General features: G+C 67.7%; 22 protein-coding genes and 1 pseudogene. 17 read left to right on the forward strand and 6 right to left on the reverse strand.

Annotated features, from left to right (window positions below; translation table 11 throughout):
- Window positions 1-2 precede the first annotated feature (2 nt).
- Both AC2JAJ_RS16040 and AC2JAJ_RS16045 read right to left on the reverse strand, forming a co-directional pair.
- Window positions 3-551, reverse strand: coding sequence for a DUF1697 domain-containing protein (locus AC2JAJ_RS16040; protein ID WP_486415193.1), 549 nt, complete (start codon window positions 549-551; stop codon window positions 3-5).
- A 47-nt stretch (window positions 552-598) separates the two neighbouring features.
- Window positions 599-1318, reverse strand: coding sequence for an IclR family transcriptional regulator (locus tag AC2JAJ_RS16045; protein WP_009356552.1), 720 nt, complete (start codon window positions 1316-1318; stop codon window positions 599-601).
- 113 nt (window positions 1319-1431) lie between these two features.
- Here AC2JAJ_RS16045 and leuC point away from each other — a divergent pair, with 113 nt between their 5' ends.
- The 6 genes from leuC (at window position 1432) to AC2JAJ_RS16075 (ending at window position 7981) form a co-directional block, all read left to right on the forward strand.
- Entirely contained in the window at window positions 1432-2886 is a 1455-nt protein-coding gene (gene leuC, locus AC2JAJ_RS16050) for a 3-isopropylmalate dehydratase large subunit (protein ID WP_486415192.1), read from the forward strand.
- A 9-nt stretch (window positions 2887-2895) separates the two neighbouring features.
- Entirely contained in the window at window positions 2896-3498 is a 603-nt protein-coding gene (gene leuD, locus AC2JAJ_RS16055; protein WP_221386854.1) for a 3-isopropylmalate dehydratase small subunit, read from the forward strand.
- Window positions 3499-3675: 177 nt separating this feature from the next.
- On the forward strand, window positions 3676-5001 hold the full coding sequence (gene murA / locus AC2JAJ_RS16060) for a UDP-N-acetylglucosamine 1-carboxyvinyltransferase (RefSeq protein WP_079598938.1): 1326 nt from the start codon (window positions 3676-3678) through the stop codon (window positions 4999-5001).
- A 9-nt stretch (window positions 5002-5010) separates the two neighbouring features.
- Complete coding sequence (locus tag AC2JAJ_RS16065) at window positions 5011-5781, forward strand: lysophospholipid acyltransferase family protein (RefSeq protein ID WP_486415191.1); 771 nt, start codon at window positions 5011-5013, stop codon at window positions 5779-5781.
- A complete protein-coding gene (locus AC2JAJ_RS16070) occupies window positions 5778-6830 on the forward strand; it encodes an NAD(P)H-dependent glycerol-3-phosphate dehydrogenase (protein ID WP_501053190.1) in 1053 nt (350 codons plus the stop codon). The genes AC2JAJ_RS16065 and AC2JAJ_RS16070 overlap by 4 nt, the downstream gene beginning before the upstream one ends.
- Before the next feature lie 2 nt (window positions 6831-6832).
- Entirely contained in the window at window positions 6833-7981 is a 1149-nt protein-coding gene (locus tag AC2JAJ_RS16075) for a D-alanine--D-alanine ligase family protein (protein ID WP_221386857.1), read from the forward strand.
- Window positions 7982-8064: 83 nt separating this feature from the next.
- Here the strand turns inward: AC2JAJ_RS16075 and AC2JAJ_RS16080 are convergent, their stop codons facing one another.
- A complete protein-coding gene (locus AC2JAJ_RS16080; protein ID WP_486416786.1) occupies window positions 8065-8526 on the reverse strand; it encodes a DUF3515 domain-containing protein in 462 nt (153 codons plus the stop codon).
- A 111-nt stretch (window positions 8527-8637) separates the two neighbouring features.
- On the opposite strand from AC2JAJ_RS16080, the gene thiL reads away from it, so the two are divergent.
- From thiL to rsmD, 4 genes and pseudogenes are all read left to right on the forward strand, one after another.
- Complete coding sequence (thiL, locus tag AC2JAJ_RS16085) at window positions 8638-9684, forward strand: thiamine-phosphate kinase (RefSeq protein ID WP_501053191.1); 1047 nt, start codon at window positions 8638-8640, stop codon at window positions 9682-9684.
- Between the two features lie 22 nt (window positions 9685-9706).
- A complete protein-coding gene (locus AC2JAJ_RS16090; RefSeq protein ID WP_221386979.1) occupies window positions 9707-10693 on the forward strand; it encodes a DAK2 domain-containing protein in 987 nt (328 codons plus the stop codon).
- Window positions 10683-12957 (forward strand): annotated as a pseudogene (locus tag AC2JAJ_RS16095) (ATP-dependent DNA helicase RecG). Before AC2JAJ_RS16090 ends, AC2JAJ_RS16095 begins: the two are co-directional and overlap by 11 nt.
- Before the next feature lie 42 nt (window positions 12958-12999).
- Window positions 13000-13617: a 16S rRNA (guanine(966)-N(2))-methyltransferase RsmD gene (gene rsmD / locus AC2JAJ_RS16100; protein WP_486415188.1), complete on the forward strand. Its 618-nt coding sequence runs from the start codon at window positions 13000-13002 to the stop codon at window positions 13615-13617.
- 69 nt (window positions 13618-13686) lie between these two features.
- On the opposite strand, the gene AC2JAJ_RS16105 is transcribed toward rsmD, so the two are convergent.
- Window positions 13687-14454 (reverse strand): spermidine synthase, encoded by a 768-nt coding sequence (locus AC2JAJ_RS16105; protein WP_486415187.1) that lies wholly within the window; start codon window positions 14452-14454, stop codon window positions 13687-13689.
- On the reverse strand, window positions 14454-15683 hold the full coding sequence (locus AC2JAJ_RS16110; RefSeq protein WP_486415186.1) for an aminotransferase class I/II-fold pyridoxal phosphate-dependent enzyme: 1230 nt from the start codon (window positions 15681-15683) through the stop codon (window positions 14454-14456). Before AC2JAJ_RS16110 ends, AC2JAJ_RS16105 begins: the two co-directional genes overlap by 1 nt.
- Window positions 15684-15726: 43 nt before the next feature.
- Between AC2JAJ_RS16110 and coaD the strand changes: the two genes are divergently transcribed.
- From coaD to ftsY, 7 genes are all read left to right on the forward strand, one after another.
- Complete coding sequence (coaD, locus tag AC2JAJ_RS16115; RefSeq protein ID WP_221386864.1) at window positions 15727-16227, forward strand: pantetheine-phosphate adenylyltransferase; 501 nt, start codon at window positions 15727-15729, stop codon at window positions 16225-16227.
- Between the two features lie 122 nt (window positions 16228-16349).
- Window positions 16350-16874: a YceD family protein gene (locus AC2JAJ_RS16120; RefSeq protein ID WP_486416784.1), complete on the forward strand. Its 525-nt coding sequence runs from the start codon at window positions 16350-16352 to the stop codon at window positions 16872-16874.
- 36 nt (window positions 16875-16910) lie between these two features.
- On the forward strand, window positions 16911-17114 hold the full coding sequence (gene rpmF / locus AC2JAJ_RS16125) for a 50S ribosomal protein L32 (protein WP_009356569.1): 204 nt from the start codon (window positions 16911-16913) through the stop codon (window positions 17112-17114).
- 20 nt (window positions 17115-17134) lie between these two features.
- A complete protein-coding gene (gene rnc / locus AC2JAJ_RS16130) occupies window positions 17135-17863 on the forward strand; it encodes a ribonuclease III (protein WP_486415185.1) in 729 nt (242 codons plus the stop codon).
- Window positions 17864-17870: 7 nt separating this feature from the next.
- Window positions 17871-18839, forward strand: a complete 969-nt coding sequence (mutM, locus tag AC2JAJ_RS16135; protein WP_486415184.1) for a bifunctional DNA-formamidopyrimidine glycosylase/DNA-(apurinic or apyrimidinic site) lyase — start codon at window positions 17871-17873, stop codon at window positions 18837-18839.
- Between the two features lie 108 nt (window positions 18840-18947).
- Complete coding sequence (gene smc, locus AC2JAJ_RS16140) at window positions 18948-22535, forward strand: chromosome segregation protein SMC (RefSeq protein WP_486415183.1); 3588 nt, start codon at window positions 18948-18950, stop codon at window positions 22533-22535.
- Window positions 22536-22610: 75 nt separating this feature from the next.
- Window positions 22611-23816 carry a signal recognition particle-docking protein FtsY gene (gene ftsY / locus AC2JAJ_RS16145; RefSeq protein ID WP_486415182.1) on the forward strand — a complete coding sequence of 402 codons (1206 nt, stop codon included), beginning with the start codon at window positions 22611-22613 and terminating at the stop codon, window positions 23814-23816.
- Between the two features lie 33 nt (window positions 23817-23849).
- Here the strand turns inward: ftsY and AC2JAJ_RS16150 are convergent, their stop codons facing one another.
- Window positions 23850-25091 (reverse strand): MFS transporter, encoded by a 1242-nt coding sequence (locus tag AC2JAJ_RS16150; RefSeq protein WP_486415181.1) that lies wholly within the window; start codon window positions 25089-25091, stop codon window positions 23850-23852.
- Window positions 25092-25130 lie beyond the last annotated feature (39 nt).

Here is a 25130-nt window from a genome sequence, read left to right on the forward strand (position 1 = left end):
GGTCAGCCGCCGCCCGCGAGACCGGCGGCTGCGTCCCTGACTTTGATCATGGTGCGCAGGTTGCGGGTGGTGGTGGCGGCCTTGAATTTGGCCTTGGCGCTGATTTTGCTGAAGGGACTGTCCAGGGTTCCGCCGACTGGAGCGAGCCAGGCCAGGGCCTCTGGACCCAGGCGGTGCTGGTCATGGCTCTCCAGCGCTGACCCGGCCGCTTCCAGCTCATCAAGGACAGCCGTGTCCGATGACAGGGTGATGTAGCTGTGGGTGGACTTGTCGTCGTCGGGGTAGGGGCAGGCCGCCACCAGCCCGGCCACCCTCCGGGCGTCCAGAACCACCACCCACGCTTCGTAGCCGAACGCCCCACGGAGGCACTTTTCGCATTGCCTCTTGACGCCAGCTGCATCCAGGCTGCTGGAGAGCACCACGTTTCCACTCGCCAGCAAGGTCTTGGCGTCCGCGAAACCGCAGTTCTTCAGTGCCTCCCGAAGGTCCGCCATTTTGATATTGATGCCGCCCACGTTGATGCCGCGGAGGAACACTGCATAGCTGCCCATGGCCACAGCCTAGCGGCAGGTCCCGGGCGTCAGGCGTTGTTCTTGCCTCAGTCGTTGTTCTTGCGGAGGGCCTCGGTCAGGATCCGGCCGGCATTGCAGACTACTTCCGCATGCAGCCGCCCCGGCTGGCGGGTCAGCCGCTCAATCGGGCCGGAAATGGAGACGGCGGCGATCACCCTGCCGGAGGGGCCTCGTACCGGGGCCGAGACGGAGGCGACCCCCGGCTCGCGTTCGCCGAGGCTCTGTCCCCAGCCCCGCCGTCGTACGCCTGCCAGGACGGTGGGCGTGAAACGGGCTGACTGCAGGCCCTCAAGGAGCCGGTCGTGGTCCTCCCAGGCAAGCAGCACCTGGGCGGCGGAGCCTGCCTTCATGGACAGCTGCGTGCCGACGGGGATGGTGTCGCGCAGCCCGATGGGACGTTCGGCGGAGGCGACACACACGCGCCAGTCTCCCTGGCGGCGGAAGATCTGGGCGCTTTCGCCCGTGGCGTCGCGGAGCTGCATCAGCACGGGCCCCGCGGAGGCGATCAGGCGGTCCTCGCCGGCGGCCGAGGCGAGCTCCACGAGGCGGCTGCCAAGGACGAACCGGCCCTGGATGTCGCGGCTGACAAGGCGGTGGTGGACGAGCGCCAAAGCGAGGCGGTGGACGGTGGGCCGGGCCAGGCCGGTAGCAGCCACGAGCTGGGCCAGGGTGGTGGGGCCGGCCTCGAGTGCGTCGAGCACCTGGGCCGCTTTATCAATGACACCGACTCCACTAGAATTGTCCATGTAATGATATTGCCGTCTCAATATCTGAGATGCAAATCTTTCGGCTGGCGCAGCGCGGAGCCGTCCTGATTCAGTTGGACTAATCAGCCAAACAGCAGTGAAGGGAGATGGCCATGGCAAAGACATTGGCCGAGAAAGTCTGGGACGCCCATGTGGTGCGCAAAGGTGACGGCGACGGTGCCAACGCCCAGCCCGACCTTCTGTTCATCGACCTCCACCTGGTCCACGAAGTCACGTCCCCGCAGGCCTTCGAAGGCCTCCGCCTGGCCGGCCGGAAACTGCGCCGCCCGGACCTGACCATCGCCACCGAGGACCACAACACCCCCACGCTGGACATCGACAAGCCTATTGCCGATCTCACCAGCCGCACCCAGATCCAGACGCTGCGCAACAACTGCGCGGAGTTCGGCGTCCGCCTGCACAGCCTCGGCGACGCCGAGCAGGGCATCGTGCACGTGGTGGGGCCGCAGCTGGGCCTCACACAGCCCGGTATGACAGTGGTCTGCGGCGATTCGCACACCTCCACGCACGGCGCGTTCGGCGCCCTGGCGATGGGCATCGGCACGTCCGAGGTGGAGCACGTCATGGCCACCCAGACACTGTCCCTGAAGCCATTCAAGACCATGGCCATCAACGTTGAGGGCACCCTCCGTCCGGGCGTCACCGCCAAGGACATCATCCTGGCAGTCATCGCCAAGATCGGCACCGGCGGCGGCCAGGGCTACGTCCTGGAATACCGCGGCTCGGCCATCCGGGCATTGTCCATGGACGCCCGCATGACCATCTGCAACATGTCCATCGAAGCCGGTGCCCGTGCCGGAATGGTGGCGCCTGACGAAACCACCTATGAGTACATGAAGGGCCGCCCGCACGCGCCGGAAGGCGCTGACTGGGACGCCGCCGTCGAGTACTGGAATACGCTCAAGACCGACGACGACGCCACCTTCGACGCCCAGGTGGACCTGGACGCCGACACGCTGGAGCCGTTCGTCACCTGGGGCACCAACCCGGGCCAGGGCGTGTCCCTGTCCGAGTCCGTGCCGTCCCCGGCGGACTTCGGCGACGAAAACGCCAAGGCTGCCGCCGAGCGCGCCCTGCAGTACATGGGACTGGAAGCCGGCACCCCCATGAAGGACATCCGCGTGGACACCGTCTTCCTGGGCTCCTGCACCAACTCTCGGATCGAGGACCTTCGGGCGGCTGCCGATATCATCCGCGGCCGCGAGAAGGATCCGAACGTCCGCATGCTGGTGGTTCCCGGATCCGCCCGCGTCCGGCTCGAAGCCGAGGCCGAAGGACTGGACCGCGTGTTCAAGGACTTCGGCGCCGAATGGCGCTTCGCCGGTTGCTCGATGTGCCTGGGCATGAACCCGGACCAGCTGGAACCGGGGGAGCGCTGCGCCTCCACCTCCAACCGCAACTTCGAAGGACGCCAGGGCAAGGGTGGGCGCACCCACCTGGTGTCACCGGTGGTCGCGGCAGCCACTGCCGTGCGCGGCACCCTGAGCTCGCCGTCGGACCTTGAACCGGCCCCCGAACCCGCCGCCATCCGCATCGACGCAGCCTAGGACAAGACCATGGAAAAGTTCACCAAGCACACCGGCATCGGCGTCCCGCTGCGCCAGAGCAACGTCGATACCGACCAGATCATCCCCGCCGTCTACCTCAAGCGCATCACCCGCACCGGCTTCGAGGACGCCCTGTTCTCCGCCTGGCGCAAGGACCCCTCCTTCATCCTGAACCAGGAGCCCTACAGCGCCGGTTCGGTGCTGGTGGCCGGCCCGGACTTCGGCACCGGATCCTCCCGCGAACACGCCGTCTGGGCCCTGAAGGACTACGGGTTCAAGGCCGTGCTGTCTTCCCGCTTTGCCGACATCTTCCGCGGCAACTCCGGCAAGCAGGGGCTGCTGGCCGCGCAGGTGGCGCAGGACGACATCGAACTCATCTGGAAAGAGCTCGAAAACGCGCCGGGAACCGAGGTCACCGTAGACCTCGAATCCAAGACCGTGGTGTGCGGCAACATCGTGGCGCCGTTCGAGATCGACGACTACACCCGCTGGCGGCTGCTGGAAGGCCTGGATGACATCGGGTTGACGCTTCAGCACGAGGCGGACATCACTGCGTATGAAGCCACCCGCCCCAGCTTCAAGCCGAAAACGCTGCCGGCCCGGGTTTCCTAGGCCGGGCTTTCCCTCCGGCCCCCTTCCCGCAGGCGCGGGGCCGGGGCCGGAGCTGTTTGGAGGCCGCCACGCCCCGCCTTCGGCAGCCCCTTATTTCGGTTCGGTAACGCGACCTCCTATGCTTGGTTGGAGCCTTCGCAAGGATTTGTGGGCTAGTGATCGTGAGGAAACCGGTATATGAGTAGTGTTCTGACAATCCGCGGCGGAGTCCCGCTTACAGGCCGCGTCAGCGTCCGGGGGGCAAAGAACCTCGTCCCCAAGGCAATGGTGGCGGCACTGCTCGGCAACGAACCCTCGGTGTTGCGGAACGTTCCGGAAATCAAGGACGTGGAGGTCGTCACCTCCCTGCTGCAGCTGCACGGCGTGACGGTTGAGAAAGACCCCGTCAACGGTGATCTCACCCTGGATCCCAAGGCCGCCAAGACCGCGCCCAGCACCGCCATCGACGCCCACGCAGGTGACTCCCGCATCCCCATCCTGCTCTGCGGACCCCTGATCCACGCCATCGGCGAGGCTTTCATTCCCGACCTCGGCGGCTGCAAGATTGGCGACCGGCCCATCGACTACCACCTCGACGTGCTGCGCCAGTTCGGGGCAGTGGTGGAAAAGCGCCCGGGCGGCATCCACATCTCCGCGCCCAAGGGGCTCCACGGGGCCAAGATCTCCCTGCCCTACCCGTCCGTTGGCGCCACCGAACAGGTCCTTCTCAGCGCCACCCGGGCCGAAGGCATTACCGAGCTCTCCGGTGCCGCCACCGAGCCGGAGATCATCGACCTCATCGCCGTGCTGCAGAAGATGGGCGCCATCATCAGCGTCCAGACCGACCGGACTATCCGCATCGAGGGCGTCCGCGATTTGGGCGGCTACAACCACCGCGCCCTGTCGGACCGCAACGAATCGGCCTCCTGGGCATCGGCAGCCCTGGTGACCCGCGGCGACATCTTCGTTGAAGGTGCCTCCCAGCGCGACATGATGACCTTCCTGAACACCTACCGAAAGGTGGGTGGCGGCATGGACATCGGCGAGGACGGCATCCGCTTCTACCACCGCGGCGGAAAGCTGAACCCGCTGGTCCTCGAAACCGACGTCCACCCCGGCTTCATGACGGACTGGCAGCAGCCGCTCGTCGTCGCGCTGACGCAGGCTGAAGGCGTGTCCATCGTCCACGAGACGGTGTACGAGAACCGCTTCGGCTTCACCGACGCCCTGATCCGCATGGGTGCCAGCATCCAGGTCCACCGCGAGTGCCTGGGCAGTGTGCCTTGCCGGTTCGGCCAGCGCAACTTCCTGCACTCCGCTGTGATCTCCGGACCCACCCAGCTCAAGGGCACCGATATCGATGTCCCAGACCTCCGCGGCGGGTTCAGCCACCTGATCGCCGCCCTGGCTGCCACCGGCACCTCGCGCGTCACCGGCATCGACATCATTAACCGCGGCTATGAACGCTTCACCGAGAAGCTCGCGGGACTCGGCGCCGACTTCGACATCACCACTACGAAGTAGAGCGGGACCGTGAAGGAATCGGCCAAGAGCAAGGCCACGTTCGTTTTCATTGCCGGGATTGTCCGGCCCCTGATGACAGCGATGATGAGCAAGAAATGGGAGGGAACCGAAAAACTTCCCGCCGGCGGGTTCATCGCCGCCCCCAACCACTGCACGGAAATTGACCCCCTGGTGGTGGGCCACATGCTCTACAACAACAAGCGCGCACCGCACTTCCTGGCCAAGGCGGCCCTGTTCAAGGTTCCCGGCCTTGGCTGGCTCCTGCGGGCCACCAAGCAGGTGCCCGTGGAACGTTCGACGGCGGGAGCGAACCGCTCACTGCAGGTCGCCCAGGAGATCGTGGCCGAGGGAGGGGCGATCATCATCTACCCGGAGGGCACCCTCACCCGCGATCCCGGGCTCTGGCCCATGAAGGGACACACCGGCGCGGCGAGGCTGGCCCTGGAGGGCGGCATCCCCGTGGTTCCCATCGCGCACTGGGGTGCGCACGAGGTCTTCCCCCGGTACGGCAAGACGTTCCACATCTTCCCCCGCAAGCTTTCGCGGGTGGTGGTGGGAGACCCGGTGGACCTCAGCGCCTTCGCCGGCCGTCCCCTCGACAAGGCGACCCTGACGGAAGCCACCGACGCCATCATGGACGCCATTACGCAACTCCTTGCCGGGCTCCGCGGCGAGCAGCCTCCCGCTGAGCGCTGGGATCCGGCCAAGCAGCAGCAGTCCAAGCATGGCCGCTTCGTGGAGCGCGGACAGCAGCCCGAGGCCGGAACGGATGCTCGGTGACCGCTGAAGGAAAGCTCGCGGTTTCGGCCCGCAGCGTCGCCGTCCTGGGCGCGGGTTCCTGGGGTACGACGTTCGCGAAAATCCTCGGCGATGCCGCCACCGCCGCCGGGACTCCCCGTTCCATCAGGATCTGGGGCCGGCGCGCGGAAATCGTGGACGAGATCAATAGCGGCCACCGCAACTCCGAGTACCTCAAGGACATCGTCCTGCCCGGCAGCATCACCGCCTCGACGGATGTACGGGAGGTGCTGGCGGGGGCCGACCTCGTGGTGGTGGCCGTCCCGGCCCAGTCCCTGCGTCCGCAGCTTCGCGAATGGAAGGACATGATCGCGCCGGGCGCGGTGGTCGTGTCGCTGATGAAGGGCCTGGAACTGGGAACCGACGCCCGGATGAGCGAGGTCATTGCCCAGGAGCTGGACCTGCCGCTGGAGCGCATCGCGGTGGTTTCCGGACCCAACCTCGCCATGGAGATCGCCCGCGAGGAGCCGACCGCCTCCGTGGTGGCCTGCACTGATTCGGCCATCGCGGGCTGGATCGCGAGGACCTGCACGGCCCCCTATTTCCGGCCGTACACCACGGCCGACGTCGTGGGCGTCGAAATCGGCGGCATCGTAAAGAACGTGATTGCGCTGGCGGTCGGGATCTGCGAAGGCAAGGAGATGGGCGACAACACCAAGGCTTCCGTCATTACCCGCGGGCTGGCGGAAACGTCCCGCCTGGCGCTGGCCCTGGGCGGAGACGCGAAGACCATGGCGGGGTTGGCCGGGCTCGGGGACCTCGTGGCCACCTGTTCCTCCCCGCTCTCCCGGAACCACACCGCCGGCCGGCTCCTGGGCCAGGGGCTGACGCTGGACGAGGTGGGCCGGAAAATGACCCAGACCGCCGAAGGCATCAAATCCGGCCAGGCCGTCCACGAACTTGCCGGCAAGCTCGGCGTCGAAATGCCCATCACTGCCGCTGTCGTTGCGGTGCTGGCAGGCAAGCTGTCCGTTGACCAACTGGGGCCGGTCCTGCTGTCCCGGGAATTGAAACCTGAAGGCGATTACTGACCATGTCACAAGACATATCCACCACGGGGGAAACGGCGAGCACGCGAAAGCCGCGGGTAGCGGTGCTTTTCGGCGGCCGCTCCAGCGAGCACGCCGTCAGCTGCGTGACGGCGGCCGGAGTGCTGGGCGCCATCAACAAGGACAAGTACGAGGTGATCCCCATCGGGATCGCCAAGACGGGACAGTGGGTCCTGGCCCCCGCCGATACCGCCCAGTGGTCCCTCGCGGCGTCGTCGCTCCCGGAAGTGGTGCCCTCCGCCCGGACGGTTACCCTGGCCGAAATCGGCGGGGAGCACCAGCTGATCGTCGCGGCACCCAATGAGGTACCGCAGGAGCTCGGCGCCGTCGACGTCGTCTTTCCGCTGCTCCACGGACCGTTCGGTGAGGACGGCACCATCCAGGGCCTCCTGGAACTGTCCGACACCCGCTATGTCGGCGCCGGTGTCCTGGCCTCGGCCGTCGGCATGGACAAGCACTTCATGAAGGTGGTCTTCGAGGCCGCCGGCCTGAGGGTTGGCCCCTACGTGTCGGTCTCGGACCGGCAGTGGCTCAAGGACCCGGAGTCAGTCCGCAAGCAGGTGGACCGGCTTGGCTTCCCCGTCTTCGTCAAACCGGCGCGCGCGGGTTCGTCGATGGGTATTTCCAAGGTGGATTCACTGGAGGAACTGGACGCGGCCATCGAAGAAGCCCGGCGGCACGACCTTCGGCTCGTCATCGAGGCCGGAATCGTCGGGCGGGAGATCGAATGCGCCGTCCTCGAAGGCCGGGGTACCGACTCGCCTCGGACTTCCATGCCTGGTGAGATCTCCGTGGCCGGCGGAACGCACGAGTTCTATGACTTCAACGCCAAGTACGTCGAGGACGATGCCGCAGCGCTGAGCTGCCCGGCGGACATCCCCGCGGAAGCCATTTCACGGGTCCGCGAACTGGCCGCTGCCGCGTTCGACGCCGTGGGTGCCGAAGGCCTGAGCCGCGTGGACTTCTTCTACACTCCCGAGGGCGAACTGATCATCAACGAGATCAACACCATGCCCGGCTTCACGCCCAAGAGCATGTACCCGCAGATGTGGGCCGCCTCCGGCCTGGACTACGCGGACCTGATCGATGAGCTCATCTACCTGGCCCTGAACCGCAAGACCGGCCTTCGCTGATCCCCACCGGCGCCCTAACCTCGCTTCGCGTCGGTCAGGGAACCCTGCCGGCGTGGGCCCACGGGGATTGAGCCTGTCGAAACCTATTGGCTCTTCGGCAGGTTCTGCAGTTCCTCCTGGCCTACGCAGTTCCGCACCGCCGGAACCTTGGCTGCCGCGGCCGACAGGTCCGCCAGTACTGTTGCGGAGCTGATCTTGTCCGGGTCCATCAGGATCTCCGTGGCAGGCTCACGGCCGTAGGTGGTGAGGGTCCACACCGGGTCGCCCTCCTTGATCACCCAGTCGACGCCGTTGACCGTGACGCAGCGGTCCGTCGTCGGCCCCGGCACGTTGACGCCGCACCGCAGGATCACCAGCGAGGGATCACCCCAGGCGGCGGTGGCCTGGCTGTTGGTCTTGCGCAGCTTCGAATCGCCGATCGCGTCCGGCAGGGCCACCATCATGGGTGCACACGCCGGGTTGGCCGCGTCCCTGGCCGCCGTGACGTCCACGGCCGGGGCACAGGCGGCCAGCGGAAGGGCAACAATTCCCCCGATCAGTGCCATCCCGGCGGCGCGGGCGTACAGGGAAGGCTGGAGACGGTGCATCCTTCCAGCCTATCGCCGCCACTGGCCCCGCCGGGACACGATGTCGGCGGGGCGCGGTAGCGTAGTGGCGTGCCTGTAGACCTCCCTGACCGCATTGCCTGCCAGCCCACTGTCGCCGGCCTGTCCGAAGCCGACCTGCTTTCCCTGATCTTCCCGCGCCTGCGGATGGGGGAGTCCCATGCAGCAGCCACGCTGCTGGGGCCGGGGGACGACGCCGCCATCGTGGCCGCCCCGGACGGCAGGACCGTGATCAGCATCGACACGCAGGTCCAGGACCAGGACTTCCGCCTTTTGTGGCCGAACGGCTACCGGACCACCGGATTCGACGTCGGCTGGAAGGCGGCCGCGCAGAACCTCAGCGACATCAATGCCATGGGGGCGCGGGCCACGGCCATGGTGGTAAGCCTCACCCTTCCGGTGGATACCCCGGTCAGCTGGGTGGAGGAGCTCGCCGACGGGCTTGCCGCGGGAATTACCGCCCTGGGCGCCAACGCCTGCTCAGTGGCCGGCGGCGACCTGGGCCGTGGCCGCGAAATCTCCGTGACGGTCGCCGTCACGGGCACGCTCGACGGCGGCCGGCCAGTCCTGCGCTCCGGCGCGCAACCAGGCGACGTCCTGGCTTTGGCCGGAACGGTCGGCCACGCCGCGGCTGGCCTGGCCCTGCTGGAGTCGAGCGTTGCAGTGGACAGCCTCAGCCCTGCCGAACGCGTGTTCCTTGACCTGCAGTCCCGCCCCCGGCCGCCGCTGGCGGCAGGGCCGGCCGCCCGTGCAGCCGGCGCCACGGCGATGCTGGACGTCTCCGACGGCCTGCTGCGCGACGGCAAGCGTTTGGCCGCTGCCAGCAATGTCGCCGTCCACCTCGACCCCGCCGTGCTGCAGCACCTTGCCGGACTCCTCCAGCCGGCCGCGGCGCTGCTGGCCACGGACGCCGCGAAGTGGGTGCTGGGCGGCGGAGAGGACCATGGCCTGCTGGCCACATTCCCGGCCGGCGTTCGGCTGCCTCCCGGATTCACTGCGATAGGCTCGATACAAGCACTCGGAACCGATGAAGGCCCGGGAGTCCTGATAGCGGGCCGGGCCGCGGACACCGGGGGATGGGATCACTTTGCACACTAAGGTTGCCGCCAACGGGCTGGCGATGAAGAGGTGGCTGGGCAAGGCTGAAACTGCCCTCGGCAACCACAGCGACCGCCTCAATGCCATTAACATCTTCCCGGTGGCTGACGGTGATACCGGCACCAACCTCTACCTCACGGTGCGCGCCGCCGCCCGCTCCCTCGTGCTCAGCGAAGACCAGCCGGCCCCGGTTGATGTGGGGGCCATCCTTGCCACCGCAGGGCAGGCGGCCATGGAGGAAGCCAGGGGGAACTCCGGAACACTCTTTTCAGTCTTCCTGTGCGCCGCCGCCGAGCCGCTGGCCGGACACACCCGCTTGACCTCTACCCTGCTGGCGGCAGCCCTGAACCGGGCACAGATCCGCGCCTGGTCCGCCCTCAGCGACCCCGTACCCGGGACCATGCTGTCGGTCATGGAAGCGGCGGCCCGCGCCGCGGCCGCGGTGGACGCAGGGCAGAACGGAGACGACAGCAACCATGCGCTGGGACTGGCGCTCGACGCCGCGGTTGAGGGCGCCCTGGCGGCGGTAATCCACACGGAGGAACAGCTCGACGCGCTGCAGTCCGCCCATGTGGTGGACGCCGGCGGCGTGGGAATGCTGCTGATCCTGGACTGCCTCCGCTCCGCGGTCATGGGCCAGGAACTGCAAAGCGAGCTCCTGGACGGCCTGCATGGCTACGACGTGTCGGATCCCCACATCCACGCTTCCATGCCGGACGACGACGGCGTGGAAGTCATGTGCACCATCAGCCTGTCGCCGTTGAACGCGGCCACGCTCAGGCAGCGGCTCGACGAAATTGGCGAGTCAGTGATCATGAGCCAGGTTGGCGGCGGCCCGGATGCCGAAGGAAACTACCGCTGGCGCGTTCACGTCCATGTCCCGGACCCGGACCCGGCGGTGGAGATCATCAAGTCCCTGGGCGAACCGTCGCAGATCAGTTTCAGCGAACTGGCGCTGCCGCGGGATCCTGAGGCGGACGCAGTGAACACCAGCGGGCATGAACGCTGAACTGGACCTCGCCCTGGAGCGGCGGATCGGGAAACGCTCCGCGGCGGTCATTGAAAAGCACCTCGGCATCACCACCGTCGAAGAGCTCCTCAGCTATTTCCCCCGCCGCTACCTCACCAGGGGTGAGCTGACGCCCATCAGTGAACTCCCACTCGATGAGGAAGTCACCCTGATTGCCAGGGTGCTCTCCAGCAGCACCCGGAGCATGCAGGCACGCCGCGGGACCATCACCGACGTCATAGTTTCCGACGACGACGGGCAGCAGGGGCTTCGGCTGGTGGGCGGCCGCGACTTCCGCGGCAAAGTGCCGGGAACCCTCAAGATCAGCTTCTTCAACGGCTACAAGGCCAAGGCGGAGCTGCTGCAGGGCCGGGCGCGCCCTCTTCTCAGGAAAAGTCAGCAGTTTCAAGGGCCAACTGGGCCTGACAAACCCTGACTTCCTCATCCTGGACGACGACCCCTTCGGCCAGGGCAGCGGAGATCCGGAGAATCTCGCCGCCATGCCCATCCCCGTGTACCCGGCGACGGCCAAGCTGCCCAGCTGGAAGATCCAGCAGGTCATCGCCGCCCTCCTGGAAACCGTGGACCTCGGCTCCCTGCCGGATCCGGTACCCGCGGGCGTCGCGGCGCGGGAAGCTTTCCTGCCCCTGGCGGATGCCTACCGGCTCATCCACGCGCCCCAGTCTGCCACGGACTGGAAGCGGGCCCGGGACCGCTTCCGGTACCAGGAAGCCCTCGTGCTGCAGTCCGCGCTGGCGCGGCGCAGGGCGCAACTCGCCGCCGAGGAAGCCACCGCCCGGCGCCCTGCAGAGGACGGCATCCTGTCCGCCTTCGACAGCAACCTGCCCTTCACGCTCACTGCCGGCCAGGCCGCCATCGGAAAGACCCTCGCCGCCGAACTTGCGCGCGACACCCCTATGAACCGGCTGCTGCAGGGCGAAGTGGGATCCGGCAAGACCATCGTGGCGCTGCGGGCCATGCTGCAGGTGGTCGACGCCGGGGGACAGGCTGCCCTCCTGGCCCCCACCGAAGTGCTCGCCGCCCAGCACTACGACTCCATCCGCCGCACCCTTGGCCGGCTTTCGGCGGACGGGCTGCTGGGCGGGCTGGCCGGAAGTGCAGGACCGTCCGTCCAGGTCACGCTCCTGACCGGTTCCATGCCCACGGCCGCACGGAAACAGGCCATGCTGGACGCCGCTTCCGGCACGGCGGGCATCATCATCGGAACCCATGCATTGCTCAGCGACAACGTGTCCTTCTACGACCTTGGCCTGATTGTGGTGGACGAGCAGCACCGCTTCGGCGTGGAGCAGCGCGACGCGCTCCGGGCCAAGGCCCGCAAGCCCCCGCACCTGCTGGTCATGACCGCCACCCCCATTCCCCGCACCGTTGCGATGACCGTCTTCGGTGACCTGGAAACCTCCACCCTCGACGAACTGCCCCAGGGCAGGGCGCCGATCACCACCCATTTGGTGGGCCTGGCGGAGAACCCCGCCTGGGCGGCACGGATCTGGGCACGCGCCCGGGAGGAAATCGACGCGGGCCACCAGGTGTACGTGGTCTGCCCCAAGATCGGTACCGACGACGACGGCGACTTCACCCCGGGTGAAGCCGAACCGCCAGGGCTCGACGCCGACGACACCGCGCGGGAGTCCGCCTCCGTAACAGCCGTCGTCGAGCATCTGCTGGGGGAGCCATCCTTGTCCGGGGTGCCGCTGGCTCCGCTGCACGGGCGCCAGGACCCGGACCTGAAGACCGACACCATGGCCGGGTTCACCGCCAACCGCATCAAACTGCTCGTGTCCACCACCGTGATCGAGGTGGGCGTGGACGTCCACAACGCCACCCTCATGGTCATCCTGGACGCCGACAGGTTCGGGATCTCCCAGCTTCACCAGCTCCGCGGCCGTGTGGGCCGCGGCGGCCTGCCCGGGACCTGCCTGCTGGTCACTGCCCTCGAGCCCGGACATCCCAGCCGGCGGCGGCTGGAGGCGGTGGCCGCCACCACGGATGGCTTCGTCCTGTCGCAGGAAGACCTGAAGCTGCGGCGTGAGGGGGACATCCTGGGCGCCTCCCAGTCCGGCGGCCGCTCAACCCTGAAGCTGCTGCGGGTCCTGGACCATGAAGACATTATTGCCAGGGCGAGGGAAGACGCGCAGGGCGTTGTCCGGGACGACCCCTTCCTGTCCAGTCATCCGGAACTCGCTGATGCCATCGACAAATACCTCAACCCCGAAAAGGAGGCGTTCCTTGAACGCGGCTAGCAAGGAAAGCGCCGTTCGCGGCCGGAAGACGCGGTGGGCGGCATGACCCGGATCATCGCGGGAGCCGCGGGCGGCACACCGCTGACGGCCGTCCCGGGATCGTTGACGCGGCCTACCACGGACAGGGTCAAGGAAGCACTGTTTTCCCGGCTTGATGCTTTCGAGGCCATCGCCGGCGCCCGGGTGCTGGACCTGTACGCCGGCTCCGGGTCCCTGGGCGTGGAGAGCGGCAGCAGGGGTGCGGCGTCCGTGGACCTGGTGGAGTCGGATGCCAAGGCCAGCGCCGTGTGCCAGCGCAATGCCGACCTTATTAATGGTGTCCTGGGGCGCAAGGCGGTCACCGTGCACCGCTCCAAGGTCGAGCCCTTCCTGGAACGTGCCGCCGAAGCCGCGGCGTGGGACCTCGTCTTCCTGGATCCGCCGTATCCATTGGAGGAGGCGGCAGTGACATCGGTGCTGCAAAAGCTGAGCGCCCACCTGTCTCCGGGGGCAGTCGTCGTGGTGGAGCGGTCCTCCCGTTCGCCGGAGCCTGGCTGGCCCGAAGCGATGACGCGGTTCGCGGAGAAGAAATACGGGGAAACCAGGCTGTGGTTCGCAGAGCCGTTCGTCCCGGACGCCATCGACGCCGAGGATGTTCCCCTGTCCCAGGACGGCGCGTGACACAGGACGGCGCGCGGGACAGCGCGGGGGGAGCCCGAACGGGAGCCCGGCACGGAGGGATAAGGCGGGTCAGCCTGCCAGCGCGTCCAGGTCGACTCCCGCCAGGACCCTGGCCGGATGCGGGCCCCGGGCAAGCAGCTCGGCGGTCCACTGCTCCGGCCACTTTCCCAGGGTTCCGGCAAGGATGATGTTGCCGGGGTACCGGCCTTCGAACATCCCGGCCTCCGCGAAGGCGGCCACGTCCCCCATGACGTCACGCAGCGCCACTACCTGGCTCCGTACCAGGGTGAGCCCCGGTTCGTCACCGACGTTGACGATCAGCAGTCCGTCCGGACCCAAGTGTGCTTTCGCCTCCCGGTAGAACCCGCTGGAGGCGATGTGGGCGGGTGCCTCGGGTCCGGAGAAAATATCCAGGATTACGACGTCGAACCTGAGGTCGGGGTCCAGCGCGCCGAGTGCATCCCTGGCGTCGCCGATGATGGTGGTCAGGTCCGTGCCCTCGGGAAGGGGCAGGTATTTCAGGACAAAGTCCAGCAGCTCACGCTCGAGTTCCACCGCGTACTGGACCGAGCCTGGGCGGGTGGCCTGGATGTACCGGGCCAGCGTCAGGGCGCCCGCTCCCAGGTGCAGCGCCCGGACCGGCGCGCCTTCCGGAGCGGCAAGATCCACCAGGTGCCCGATCCTGCGCAGGTACTCGTAGAAGATCTCGGCGGGCCGCTCGAGGTTGACGTGCGACTGTTCAGCGCCGCCGATGCTCAGGACGAAGCCGCCGTCGGTGAAAGCGTCCGGTTCGATGGTGGCATGCTGGCCGGTGGTCCGCAGGAACCGCGAAGACATCAGAGCTTGCCACGCAGCGTGGCAAGCCGCTCCGCGGCTTCCTCCAGGACGGCATTCTTTTTGCAGAAGGCGAACCGGAGCAGGCTTCGGGTGCGCTGGGCACCTTCCTCATGGCAGAACACGGGGACCGGGATGGCGGCCACGCCCACCAGCGCCGGCAGCCGCCTGGCGAGGTCCAGCGCGTCGGTGATGCCGAGCGGGGCGGTGTCTACGTTGACGAAGTAGGTGCCCTGCGGGGTGAAGACGTCGAAACCGGCGGCGCGCAGCCCTTGGCTGAGGATGTCGCGCTTCTGCTCCAAGGCTGTGGCAACGCCGTCATAGAAAGTGTCCGGCAGGGCCAGGCCCTGGGCGATTGCCAACTGGAAGGGGGTGCCCGAGCTGTAGGTGAGGAACTGCTTCACGGTGCGCACCGCGGAAACGAGTTCCGCGGGCCCGCTGAGCCAACCCACCTTCCAACCTGTCAGGGAAAAGGTCTTTCCTGCCGAGGAAATGGTGATGGTGCGTTCCCCGGCTCCCGGCAGTGAAGCCACCGGCGTGTGGGCGACGCCGAACGTGAGGTGCTCGTACACCTCATCGGTGATGATGATGCTGCCGTGCCGGGCCGCAAGGTCCACGACGCGCTGCAGGACGTTCCGGGGGAACACCGCCCCCGTAGGGTTGTGCGGGTTGTTCAGCAGCACCACCCGCGTCCGCTCGTTGAAGGCGGCCTCCAGGGCGTCCAGGTCGGGCATGAAGTCCGGGGCCGCCAGCGGCACCGTCACGTGGGCGGCGCCGGACAGTCCAATGATTGCCCCGTACGAGTCGTAGAACGGCTCGAACGTCAGCACCTCGTCGCCCGGCCGGGCGTACGCCAGGAGGGCGGCCGCGATGCCTTCCGTGGCGCCCGTGGTGATGATGACCTCCGAGGCAGGATCCACTGACAGCCCGTAGAAGCGTTCCTGGTGTGCGGAAACGGCTTCCCGGAGTTCGGGGATCCCCTTCCCCGGCGCATACTGGTTGGCTCCGGCGGCGATGGCCGCTCGGGCGGCTTCCCGGATATCGGCCGGGCCGTCCTCGTCCGGAAAGCCCTGGCCGAGGTTGATGGCGCCGGTCTGCAGGGCCAGGGTTGTCATCTCCTCGAAGATGGTCACGCCAAGGCTGCCATCGGGTGAAAGGAGGTTGGCACCAAGTGCGGTGCGCTGCCATGGGGCAGGTGCCAGGGGCGTGGAAAGTTCCCGTGCAGGATGCATCCAGTCATGGTATCCCGGCCTTGCCATGGGGTAGGTTCGGAGCATGAGACGCGCTGTTTGCCCCGGATCCTTCGACCCCATCCACAACGGCCATCTCGAAGTCATCGCACGTGCCGCCGGGCTCTTTGACGAGGTCATCGTGGCCATTTCCACGAACTTCGCGAAGAAGTACATGTTCACCCTCGACGAGCGGCTCGAGATGGCACGTGAGACCCTCGCCTCCCTCAAAGGCATCGTCGTTGAACCGGTGGGCGAGGGGCTTTTGGCCGAGTATTGCCGCCAGCGGGGAGTGTCCGCCATCGTCAAGGGGCTCCGGTCGTCGTCGGACTTCGACTACGAGCACCCCATGGCCACCATGAACCGTCAGCTGAGCGGAGTGGAGACGGTATTCCTTCCGGCCGAGGCAAGCTACGTGCACCTGTCCTCCACGTTGATCAAGGAGGTGGCATCCCTGGGCGGGAACATCACCGATTACGTGCCGAGGTCCGTGCACCGCCGGATGCTGACCGGCGAGTCTTCGGCCGACCAGCAGCCAAGACGGTAAGCTTGTCCGGTACTTCGGCGCCGCCGCCAGCCAGTTTGAGTCGTTATGGCTCTTCGGGCTAAGATGGTACGTCGGTCATATGTTCAACAGGAGTTCTCATTAAAAGAGATGCTGGTTCGCCCCTGGCGTTCGACGTCAAGGACCTCGGGCGCAGTCCGGGAAGCATGCGGACGCTGAAGGAACATGTACCCGCACCGGGTGATCTTGGTGTGGCGCTCATTGGTGTTCAGGAAGGCTCGGATGTCGAGTTCGACCTGAGGCTTGAGGCCGTACACGAAGGAATTCTGGTATCTGGAACCGTTGTCGTCGGTGTAACCGGCGAATGCGGCCGATGCCTGGATCCCCTTGCGTATGACCTTGAGGTCAATGTGCAAGAACTTTTCTTCTACGAGGGCGCTGAGCTTTCGGACGGAGAAGATGATGAAGAGCAACGTCGAGTCGAGCACGATGTAATCGATCTTGAACCGGTGTTGCGGGACGCGGTTGTCACCAATCTGCCGTTCCAGCCGGTGTGCCGGGAAGACTGCCAGGGCCTTTGCTCCGAATGCGGAGTTCGCCTGGAAGACGAGCCGGGGCACCACCACGAGGTCCTGGATCCTCGCTGGGCTGCCCTAGCTGATATGGCTAAGCCTGACCGGCAAAATTGATTTGTACGTGTTTGTCTAGAGAGAAATGAGTTAGCCGTGGCTGTTCCCAAGCGGAAAATGTCTCGCTCGAATACCCGCGCCCGCCGCTCGCAGTGGAAGGCGACCGCCCCCCACCTGGTGAAGACCGTTGAAAACGGCCAGGTCACCTACAGCCTGCCGCACCAGGCAAAGGTCGTCACCGACTCTGCTGGCACCGCGCTGTTCCTTGAGTACAAGGGCCGCAAGGTCGCTGACGTCTAATCGGCCGACAGGCTGGAAGGATGTCTTCAACTGAAGAGCTTCTGAAGCGTCTCGGTGTCAATATTGACGCCGGGACGCTTCGTCTTGCGCTCACCCACCGCTCGTACGCATATGAAAACGGCGGCATACCCACCAACGAGCGCCTGGAATTCCTGGGCGACTCCATCCTGGGCTTCTCCGTGACCGATGCCCTCTACCGGGACAACCCCGAGTTGCCCGAAGGTGACCTCGCCAAACGCCGCTCGGCGGTCGTCAGCACCCGGGCGCTGGCCAACATCGGACGCAGCCTGGGCATCGGCGAGTACATCTACCTGGGGCAGGGCGAAAAGCTCACCCAGGGCAAGAACAAGGCGTCCATCCTCGCGGACACCATGGAGGCCCTGATCGGGGCCACCTATGTCTCCAATGACATCGAGACGGCACGCCAGCTGGTCATGCGCCTGGTCGGCCCGTTGCTCAAGGATGCGGCTGTCCTGGGTGCCGGCACCGACTGGAAGACCAGCATCCAGGAGCTCGCGGCCAGCCGCCAGCTGGGCACCATCCATTACGCCGTGGACGGTGCCGGTCCGGACCACGCCAGGACGTTCACTGCCGTGCTGAGCATTGGTGGAACCGCCTACGGCAAGGGCTCCGGGCACTCGAAAAAGGAAGCCGAGCAGGAAGCGGCAGCTGACGGCTGGCGCGTGCTCACTGGGGCGGAAAGCCTGGACGGCACCGGCAAAGCCGCAGGCTCCGTAGCCGCGAAGTAGCACCGCCATGCCGGAACTGCCCGAGGTGGAAGTGGTGCGCCGCGGCCTGGTGAGCTGGGTGCGGGGCAGGACCATCGAAGCCGTCGAGGTCCTCGACCCGCGCTCCATCCGGCGCCACGCCCTTGGCGCCGACGATTTCGCCGGCAACCTCGAAGGCGCCGTGGTGGCCGACGTCGTGCGGCGCGGCAAGTTCCTCTGGCTGCCGCTGCTGGACGGTGTTGGCGCCGCCGGCGAAGGCGCCACCCGCGTGGCGCTGCCGCACGTGGCACTCATGGCCCACCTGGGCATGAGCGGCCAGCTGCTGATGCAGGACTCCGGTGTGCCGGACGAGAAGCACCTCAAGGTCAGGTTCCGCCTCAGTCCCCAGGAGGGCATGCCCGGGCAGTTGAGGTTCGTCGACCAGCGCATTTTCGGCGGGCTGTTCGTCACCTCGCTGGTTCCCACGGACGACGCCGGGCCGGGCGGGCTCGCCGAATCCCCCCTTCCGCTGATTGCCGGGGAAGCGGCGCACATTGCGCGCGATCCCCTGGATCCCGCTTTCTCGTTCGAACTCTTCTACCGGCGCCTGAGGACGCGGAAGACCGGGCTGAAGCGGGCCTTGCTGGACCAGGGCCTCGTCTCCGGCATCGGAAACATCTACGCCGACGAAGCGCTGTGGCGGGCCCGGCTCCATTTCGCCCGCCCCACGGACACGCTCCGCCGTGCCGAGGCCCAGCGTGTCATCGACAGTGCACGCGAGGTAATGCTCGACGCCCTGGCAGCCGGCGGCACCAGCTTCGACTCCCTGTACGTGAACGTCAACGGTGCGTCCGGATACTTCGACCGGTCCCTCAATGCCTACGGCCGTGAAGGCGAACCGTGCAAGCGGTGTGCCGCAGCGGGAATCCACGCGACCATCCGCCGCGAGCAGTTCATGAACCGCTCCTCGCACACCTGCCCCGTCTGCCAGCCGCGTCCCCGCAACGGGCGCTGGTAGCCCCGCCGCTGCGCCCTTGCCCGCGATATCCCCCGAATTTCCGCGGCCAGGCAGTAGATTGAGGGGAGCCGAGCAGCCGCTTCAGCCACTCAGGAGATCCGAAAAGCCTTGCACCTCAAAAGCCTCACCGTCCGGGGGTTCAAGTCCTTTGCGTCCGCCACCACGTTCGAGTTCGAACCCGGGGTCACCGCCGTCGTGGGCCCGAACGGGTCCGGCAAGTCGAATGTCGTGGACGCCCTGGCCTGGGTCATGGGGGAGCAGGGCGCCAAAACCCTTCGCGGCGGCAAGATGGAGGACGTCATCTTCGCGGGCACGTCCGGCCGCCCGCCCCTGGGGCGCGCCCACGTTTCGCTGACCATCGACAACACCGACGGTGCACTGCCCATCGAGTACAGCGAAGTCACCATCTCCCGGACACTGTTCCGCACCGGCGGCTCGGAGTATGCGATCAACGGCGCCGCCTGCCGGCTGCTGGACATCCAGGAACTGCTCAGCGATTCGGGGCTCGGCCGGGAGATGCACGTCATCGTCGGCCAGGGCCAGCTGGACCGGGTCCTGCACGCCACCCCCGAGGACCGGCGCGGCTTCATCGAGGAGGCGGCGGGGATCCTCAAGCACCGCCGGCGCAAGGAACGCACTGTCCGCAAGCTGGAGGCCATGCAGGCCAACCTCCAGCGCCTCACCGACCTCACCGGCGAGATCCGCCGTCAGCTCACGCCCCTGGGCAAGCAGGCAGAGGTGGCCCGGCGCGCCCAGCGCGTCCAGTTCGACGTCCGCGACGCCCGCGCCCGCCTGCTCGCCGACGACCTCGTCCAGCTGCAGCTGGCGCTGGAGAAAGACGTGGCGGACGAGGCAGCGCTGAAGTCGCGCCGGACCGCCGTCGAGCAGGAACTCGAGGCCGGCCGCAGGCAACAGGCCGCCCTGGAACAACTCGCCGCCGAGGCAACCCCCCGGCTGAATGCCGCCAGGGATACCTGGTACCGGCTGTCCACCGCCCGCGAGCGGCTGCGTTCGCTCGGTTCCCTGGCCACCGAACGCAGCCGCCTGCTGGGATCCGACGACGCGGCCCCGGCTTCCGGCCGCGACCCGGAACAACTGGAACGGCAGGCAGCCAGGGTCCGGCAGGAGCTCGCAGAACTGGAACAGGACATCGCCGGCAGGCGGAGCGCCCTGGAAGCAGCTACTGCTGCGAAGGCTGACGCTGAGCAGGCGTCCCTGGCGGAGGACCGGCGGCTCACGGCTGAACTGCGGGCGCTGGCGGACCGCAGGGAAGGGCTTGCGCGTCTGGCCGGGCAGGTCGCCGCAGCCAGGTCGCGGGTGGAGTCCGCGCAGGCCGAACTGGGGAGGCTGAGGGAATCGCTCGCTGCCGGAACGGAGCGCCGGGCCCGTGCCCAGGCAGAGTTTACCGCGCTGGAAAACCAGGTGGCAGGCGTCGAAGAAGGGGAGGAGTCCCTCGACGCCGAGTACGAGGCCGCCAGCGAAGTCCTGGACGCCGTACTGCAGGAAATCGCCGACCTCAAGGCCGCGGTGAACGAGGGAATCCGCAAGCGCGATGCGCTGGCAGCACGCCTGGAGGCGCTGAAGCTCGGCCTCGACCGCAAGGACGGCGCCCGGCACGCACTCGAGGCAGGGCTCGCCGGGGTGGACGGGAGCCTCGCAGCCGCACTGACCGTCGAAGGAGGTTTCGAGACTGCTATTGCCGCAGCCCTCGGGGAAGTGTCCGAGGCCGTCCTGGTGCGGGACCAGGCCAGCGCGGCGGAGGTGCTGCAGCTGTTGAAGGACGACGACGCCGGGCGGGCGTCGCTGCTCCTCGCGTCCGCCGCCGCGGATCACGAAGGGGACGCCGGCGGCGGGCCCCTCCCGAAAGGGGCGAGGTGGGCAGCGGACCTGCTGGAGGGCCCGGCCAGCCACCTCCCGCCGGTCAGGCAATTGCTGGCCGCGACCGCCGTCGTCGACGACGTGGAGACAGCGGCCGCACTCGTGGCAGCCAGGCCCGGCCTGACGGCAGTCACGCGCGACGGTGACGTCTTCACTGCCGTCACCGTGACGGGTGGATCGGCCACGGCACCGTCCCTCCTGGAGGTCCAGGCAGCCGTGGACGACGCCGGGCGTTCACTGTCCGCCGTCACCGCCGGCCTGGAACGCAACCGGTTCGCCCTGGCAGCTGCCGAGGCACGGCGCGCCGCGGCGCAGGAGGCAGCGGACACCGCGCTGGACAAGCTGCATGAATCGGATGCACGACTGGCCGCCGTGGCGGAACGGCTGGGCCATCTGAACTCCGTCCTGCGCAGCGCCGTCGGGGAGAGCGACCGGCTCGCCGCGTCCCTGGCCCGGGCCGAGGAAAACGTCGCGGCCGAGGAGGAAGCGCTGGCAGCCATCACCGCACGGTTGGCTGCCGCCCAGGAGGTCCCCGTGGAGCAGGAACCCTCCACCGACCAGCGCGACGCCCTGGCCCGCGCCGCGTCCACCGCACGGGCTGCAGAGGTGGAAGCGCGACTTTCCCTGCGCAGCGCCGAAGAACAGCTCGCGGCCACCCGGAACAGGGTGGTGTCCCTTGAGCGCGCCGCTGCCGCCGAACGCCGTGCCCGGGAGGAGGCGGCCGAACGCGCCCGGCGCCGGCGCATCCAGGCGCGGCGGGCGGGGGCCGTTTCCGCCGCCGTCGACCTTGCCCTCCGTTACGTCGACATATCGGTGGACCTTGCCCGGCACGAACGGGACCAGGCCGAGGAGAACCGCGAACTCCGGGACCGCGGCCTGCGCGATGTCCGGCAGGCCAACGATGCCCTGGCCCGCGAGCTGGCCGACCTCACCGGCAACGTGCACCGCGACGAACTGGCCCGCGCCCAGCAGCGGGCGCGGATCGAAGCGGTGGAAACCCGTTCCGTGGATGAATTGGGCATTGCCCCCGAAGCGCTGGTCAGCGAGTTCGGGCCGCACGTTCCGGTGCCGGTGCCGGCGGAGGAGTCCGGCGACAAGTGGGCGGCGCTCCGTGCCCCGGTTGATGATGCCGGCCACGAGATCCGGGAAGGCAAGCCCTTCGTCCGGGAGGAACAGGAGAAACGGCTGCGCAAGGCCGAACGCGACCTGGCGAGCCTGGGCAAGGTGAACCCCCTGGCGCTTGAGGAGTTCGCCGCGCTCGAAGAACGCCACCAGTTCCTCAGCACGCAGCTGGAGGACCTGAAGGCCAGCCGTCGGGACCTGCTGGACATCATCAAAGAGGTTGATGACAGGGTGCAGCGGGTGTTCACCGAAGCGTTCGAAGACACCCAGGCCCAGTTTGTGCGGGTCTTCGAACGCCTTTTCCCCGGCGGCGAAGGACGCCTGGTCCTCACCGACCCCGGCGACATGCTCACCACCGGCATCGAAGTGGAGGCCCGGCCCGCCGGCAAGAAGATCAAGCGGTTATCCCTGCTGTCCGGCGGTGAACGGTCCCTGACCGCCGTGGCCCTGCTGGTGGCCATCTTCAAGGCGCGGCCCTCACCCTTCTATGTGATGGACGAAGTGGAGGCCGCCCTGGACGACACCAACCTGGGCCGCCTGATCACCATCTTCGAAGAGCTCCGGGAATCCAGCCAGCTCATCGTCATCACCCACCAGAAACGGACCATGGAAGTGGCCGACGCACTCTACGGCGTCACCATGCGCGGCGACGGCGTTTCCACCGTCATCAGCCAGCGCCTCGGCGCCGGGGTCTAGCGCGGGGCAGCACAACGGGTGCCGGCGCCTGCACCCCGCCGGAGCCGGGCGGATTCTTTGTGAGAAGCTAGGGGAGTGAATGACATCCTTCCCATAATCCTGTCCATCCTTGCTGCCCTGGTGGTTATTGGCGGGCTGATTCCGGTCCTGCTCAAGACGCGGAGGAACATCAACCGGTACCCCGGCACCCGCGACGCCAACGACCCCGAAATCCGCTCCGGCGGAAGCACGGCAGTTCTGGACCGCGAAGGAACCATCGAGCGCCCGGCCCCGTCCGGCGTCGACCTTGAAGGGCTGGACACCACAACCGTTCCGGACAACGCCGCCGGGCTGGAAGTCATCCCCGTTGAAACCCCGCTGCCCGTCGCCGGGCGGCTTACGCGCCTTCGGGAGCGGCTGGTCCGCTCCAACAACATCATGGGCAAGGGGCTGCTGGCCCTGTTGTCCAGCGACAAGATCGACGAGAGCGTCTGGGACGAGGTGGAGGAAACCCTCCTCCTCGCCGACCTGGGCACCGAGCCCACCATGCAGCTCGTGGACGCCCTCCGGGAACGGGTCAAGGTGCTGGGAACCAGGACCCCCGAGCACGTCAAAGCCATGCTCCGCGAAGAGCTGGTCAAGATCGTGGACCCCACCATGGACCGGAGCCTCAACGTCCAGCGCCACGGCGACAAGCCTGCGGTGATGATGGTGGTGGGCGTGAACGGCGTCGGCAAGACCACCACCGTGGGCAAGCTGGCCCGCGTACTGGTCGCGGAGGACAAGGACGTCATCCTCGGCGCCGCGGACACCTTCCGGGCTGCCGCCGCCGAGCAGCTGGCGACGTGGGGCCAGCGGGTCGGCGTTCCCACCGTGAAATCCGACATCGACGGCGCCGATCCCGCCTCCGTTGCCTACGAAGCCGTCAAGGCAGGCATCGACCAGGAAGTCGACGTCGTCATGATCGACACCGCGGGCCGCCTCCAGAACAAGGTGGGCCTGATGGACGAGCTCGGCAAGGTCAAGCGGGTGGTGGAGAAACTGGCCGAGGTGGACGAGGTCCTGCTGGTGCTGGACGCCACCACCGGCCAGAACGGCCTGAACCAGGCGCGGGTCTTCTCCGAGGTGGTCAACATCACCGGCATCGTCCTGACCAAGCTGGACGGCACCGCCAAGGGCGGCATCGTCGTCGCCATCCAAAAGTCGCTCGGTGTGCCCGTGAAGCTCATCGGCCTGGGCGAAGGCGCCGACGACCTCGCCCCCTTCGACACCGAAGGGTTCGTCGACGCCCTGCTGAACTAGCGGGCAGGCTCCTGGCCGTCCGGACCAGGCCGGTCAGGAGCTGGCATTGCGCAGTGGTTCCCGGGTGGCCAGCCAGCCGGCGGCAGCAACGACCATGATGCCGCCGGTCACCCCGAACGCCCAGCCAAACCCCAGCCGGTCGGCGAGCAGCCCGGCCACCACGGGCCCCACGATCGCCCCGACGTCGGACGTCATCTGGTACACGGCCAGGACCTTGCCGCCGGACCGCTCGCTGCCGATGACGTCCGCCACGGCGGCCTGCTGGGCGGGACCGAACAGGCCCGAACCGACGCCCGCCAGCGTCGACGCCGCGAGGAACCACGGCAGGTCATGGGTGGCGCCAATCGCGGCGGTTGCCAGGCCGGCCACCAGCAGCCCGGAAATCATCATGGGCTTCCGGCCCAGCGAATCCGCCAGCCGGCCCGAGAAACTCAGGGCGGCGGCGTTGCCGGCGGCGAAGACCGCCAGCGCAAGCCCGGCCGCCTGCGGCCCGGCACCGAACGCAGCCGCGGCGAACAAGGGCACGGTTGCCATCCGTACACCGAACGTGGCCCAGCCGTTGGCTAAGCTGGACAGAAGCGCCGACCGGTAGGTCCCGGTTGCCAGGGCTTCGCCAAACCGCATCACCGGACCCCGCTTCTGGGCCCCGTCCGCCCCGCGGCGCTCGTGGCTGAGCTGGGTCTGCACGACGAGGGCTGCGACGACCAGGGCCGCGGCATAGGCCAGGAACGGAACCCGAAGGCCCAGCCCGGCCAGCAGTCCGCCTACGATCGGTCCGCACACGTTGCCGATCAGGAACGCCGACGCGTAGGCGCCCGAGACCCTGCCCCTGCTCCTGGGCGGCGCCAGCCGGACCACCAGCGCCATGGACGCCACCGTGAACATCACTGAACCGGCGCCGCCGAAGCCGCGGAACAGCAGCAACTGCCAGTAGCTCTGGGCAAAGGCGCAGGCCGCCGTGGACAGCGCCACAATCAGCAGCCCCGCCACGTAGACGGGCCGCTCGCCGAACCTGCCGATGAGGTAGCCGCCGGCGGGGGCGAAAGCGAGGCGCATGAAGGCGAAGATCGCCACGATCACCGCGGCCTCGGTGTTCCCGACGCCAAAGGTTGTGGCGAATTGCGGCAATACGGGCGCAACAAGCCCGAATCCAAGCGCAATCAGGAACGCCGCTGCCAGCATCACCAGGATGTCCCGGGGAAGCTTTTCCCGCTGGGGCCGCAGCCGGGCCAGGATCCTTGAAGTGGCGCCGCTTCCGCGGGGTGTTGCCGTCATGGTGCGAAAGTCCTTGCTGAACAGGAAGCGGGGCGGTTG

This window comes from Arthrobacter sp. MOO21 (assembly GCF_057369995.2).